At 34.8% G+C, this 3,952-nt stretch carries 3 protein-coding genes; 1 reads left to right on the forward strand and 2 read right to left on the reverse strand.

Going from position 1 to position 3,952, the window contains the following annotated elements:
- The coding region (locus tag PHO43_RS09120; protein ID WP_288012014.1) for a hypothetical protein at positions 1-716 on the forward strand (716 nt) is incomplete at its 5' end.
- A 63-nt stretch (positions 717-779) separates the two neighbouring features.
- Here the strand turns inward: PHO43_RS09120 and PHO43_RS09125 are convergent.
- Complete coding sequence (locus tag PHO43_RS09125) at positions 780-2,219, reverse strand: tetratricopeptide repeat protein (RefSeq protein WP_288012016.1); 1,440 nt, start codon at positions 2,217-2,219, stop codon at positions 780-782.
- 16 nt (positions 2,220-2,235) lie between these two features.
- On the reverse strand, positions 2,236-3,906 hold the full coding sequence (locus PHO43_RS09130; RefSeq protein WP_045089447.1) for a glutamine--tRNA ligase/YqeY domain fusion protein: 1,671 nt from the start codon (positions 3,904-3,906) through the stop codon (positions 2,236-2,238).
- Between the last annotated feature and the right edge of the window lie 46 nt (positions 3,907-3,952).

The following is a 3,952-nucleotide window of genomic DNA, read 5'->3' on the forward strand; positions in this document are numbered from 1 at the left end:
ATGTTATTGCAATTTTTAATTTAAAAGCACAAAATGTACCTTTTGAAAGTTGGGCTGCCGGAATTAACGCCGGATTATATGGTATAGGAATTCAAGGAGCAACTTCTCTCTCCCCTAACTTTAAAATTAGAATTGGATATGATTATTTCAAATTTATTAATAATGATACAAAGGAGTTTGATGTTAATGTAGAGTATAGTGGCTATAAAGGAAGTACTCAGGCAGAACTGACGGAAACAGATATAGTTTTCCCTAACTTAAAAACTTTAGTTGATTATTACCCTGTCGATTATGGCATTTTCTGTATTACAGCTGGTTTTTATATTGGTGAAAACAGAGCTTCAACAAATGGTTTAGTCAAAGACTACAGAGTGCTGGCTGAGTTTTTGGGAGAAAACCCAGTGCTTATTTATGAGGATATTATTATAACGCCTTATAGTGATGGACGCTTTGAAGGTAGACTTAAAGTAGGAAATTTGTTTAAACCATATTTGGGAATTGGATTGGGAAGAACAATTCCTCGTAATAAGGTGGGATTTAAATTTGAATTAGGATTAGTGTATCAAGGAAAGTATTCATTAACAAGTCCTAATATAGATAATCTGGATGATGACTGGTTAAATAGATTTTCTGAAGATATAAACCTGAACATTTCTGAGGAGATTTTAAACTGGTGGCCAATGGTTAATCTTTCATTGACATACAGAATAAGGTAAATAATTTATTGGAACCTTTAAATCCTCAGAAATGTTTGAAATTACAAAAGTCTGTAAAGTTGATTAATATTTTAAATTTTTGAATAGAATCCTACTTTCACGAGCTTCGTTTAGGCGAGTGATAATACTTTCTCTACTTAGTTTGTTAAAATCGGATGTATCTCTTCCCAGAAAAAGAGCCAGCAATTCTCGTAATTCATTATCAGAGAATTGCTGCATTATATTCTCAAAAGGTTCTTTAGAGCCAATCTCAAAACGAACAAAGGCCAGTCTGGCTTTTGCTGTATAATATTCAGGTGATATACTCAACAACTCTTCAAGATAAATAGCTGCTTGTTTATATTTTTCCTGAACAATACATATATTTGCGAGTTTGTCAAGAATTTCCTCAACTCCCTCATTCCTCCCATAAAGCAATGCTGCTTTGATATATGATGCCTCAGCAGCAACAAAGTCCTCCCTAATAAAAGCCAGTTCTCCTTCAAACATATGATACTCCGGAGTATCTTTTTTATCGTCAGGTATTTGAGAAATAAGGGATTTAGCCGATTCAATATCACCCTTGTGTAGATAAACTATGGCACGTCTTATTAATATACCTTCACTACCCATCTGCTCCTCTTTAATATCTAAAATATTCATCATTTCATCATATTGTTTTGATAAAGCTTTTAAACACAGTAATGAATCATATATTGAATCATCTTCGGGATTCATAGCAAGGCATTTTCTAAATAATGCAGTGGATTCATCAACATTATCATTTAAATGTAGTGCAAATGCTTTCAATTTCAATGTTGTTACATCATCTTCCTTAATAGTTAATGCAAAGTCATAGGCATCTATCGACTTTTCATATTGCATATTAATTGTGTACAGTTTACCTAAATTAAGCCAGGCATCAAATGAATAGGGATTTAAATCTAACAATTTGTTGTTGTACTCAATTGCTTTATCGAAATCACCCTTCATTTCGTATGAATAAGCAAGATCAGCAATAACTTCAATATTAGAGTTGTTAATTTTTAATCCCTCTTCGAGATAGGTAATAGCACTATCAAACTTATCAACATCGTTATGAAAAAATCCAACTTCAGTAACAAAATAGTAATAATCCTCTTCAGTAAGATCTTTGTTTATAATATTATTTATAAGATTATCAGCTTCATCAAAAAGTGAAAGATGAAGGTATGCTTCTATTTTGATTAATGGAACATCCAGATCATTATCGTCGGACATATGTCTAATAAAACTAAGTGCTGCTTTAAATTTACCCGAACGGACAAGCTGTTTTGCCTTCAAAATCATAAGTTCTGAGCTTCCGGGGTGCATTGTGAGACCTTCTTCAATAATTGATTCTGCCTCAGCATTATTAGCTTCTGAATTATAGAATTCTGCAAGCAATGCAAACTCATCGGCATCGAAATAAACTTTCTTGCCGAGAGCTCGCATATTTTCATACTTTTGTTTTAGCGATGTTATATCTAAATCGTTTTTATCCATTACTTAAAAAAACACATTAATTACTCTTTTTCCATGAATCTCTTAGTGCCACAGTACGGTTAAAAACCAGATTATCAGGGGTTGATTCAATATCAACATTAAAGTAACCAATACGTTGAAATTGGAAACTATCGCCTGGTTTGGCATCTTTAAGAAACTCTTCAACCTTACAATTTTTCTTGATAATAAGTGAGTCAGGATTCAATAATTCTTTAAAATCCTTATCTTTTTCTCCTGCCGGATCTTCAACTAAAAACAAACGATCATATAGTCTTACTTCCGCATCCATGGCATGGGGTACTGAAATCCAGTGAATTGTACCTTTAACCCTTCTATTAGCTTCAGGCATTCCACTTTTTGTATCAGGATCGTATTCAGCATACACTTCAATTACGTTACCCTCCTCATCCTTTTTACATCCAGTACACTTTACTATATATGCACTTTTTAGTCTTACTTCGCTACCTGGAGTTAGTCTGAAGTACTTCTTAGGTGCATCTTCCATAAAATCCTCACGTTCAATCCATAGCTCACGTGAGAATTTTAGGTTTCTACTACCCATACTTTCATCTTCGGGATTATTGATAGTACTCATCTCTTCAACCTTTCCCTCTGGGTAATTGGTGATTATTAGTTTGATTGGATCAATAACCCCTGAAACACGAGTTACATGAGCATTCAGGTCCTCCCTAACAGCAAATTCCAAAAGTGAAATATCATTTATTCCATCATATTTTGTGTACCCTATCGAATCAATAAAATTACGTATAGCCCGGGGAGTATAACCACGGCGACGCATACCGGCTATTGTGGGCATTCGTGGATCATCCCATCCTGAAACTATCTTCTCTTGCACAAGTTGTAGTAGTTTCCTCTTACTCATCATCGTGTAGGTAAGGTTCAGTCGATTAAATTCAATCTGACGTGGACGATAGTCAGTATCAGCCAGTTGATCAAGAAACCAATCATATAGTGGTCTGTGAACTTCGAACTCCAGCGTACAAAGTGAATGAGTTACCCCTTCAAAGTAATCCGATTGCCCATGTGCAAAGTCATACATTGGATAAGCCTTCCAGGTAGTTCCAGTACGGTGATGCGGTATATGGATTACACGATAAATGATTGGATCACGGAAGTGCATGTTTGAGGAAGACATATCAATCTTCGCGCGTAAAACCATCTTACCTTCAGGGATTTCACCACTGTTCATTTTATTAAACAGTTCAAGAGACTCCTCAATTGGACGATCGCGAAAAGGGCTATTAGTACCTGGTATGGTAGGTGTACCTTTCTGAATTGCAATCTCTTCGGCAGTTTGCTCATCCACATACGCTTTTCCCTCTTTTATCAATTTTACAGCAAAATCCCACAATTGTTGAAAATAATCTGAAGCATAATATACATTCTCCCAGTGAAAACCTAACCATTTGATGTCCTCCATTATGGAGTCGACATACTCAACATCCTCTTTTACAGGATTAGTATCATCAAATCTTAAATTACAAATACCTCCATAATTTTCAGCAATACCAAAATCCAGACAAATTGCTTTGGCATGGCCTATATGCAAATACCCATTTGGCTCAGGCGGAAAACGGGTTTGAATTCTACCATCGTTTTTCCCCTCTTTCAAATCATTCTCTACAATCTGTTCAATAAAATTGAGACTTTTTCTGTTTTCCTCCATCACTGTAATTTATTATTTTTCTTTATATCAACTATATTTGAGTATA

The sequence above is a fragment of the Lascolabacillus sp. genome, assembly GCF_028696275.1.
Taxonomy (GTDB): domain Bacteria; phylum Bacteroidota; class Bacteroidia; order Bacteroidales; family Dysgonomonadaceae; genus Proteiniphilum; species Proteiniphilum massiliensis.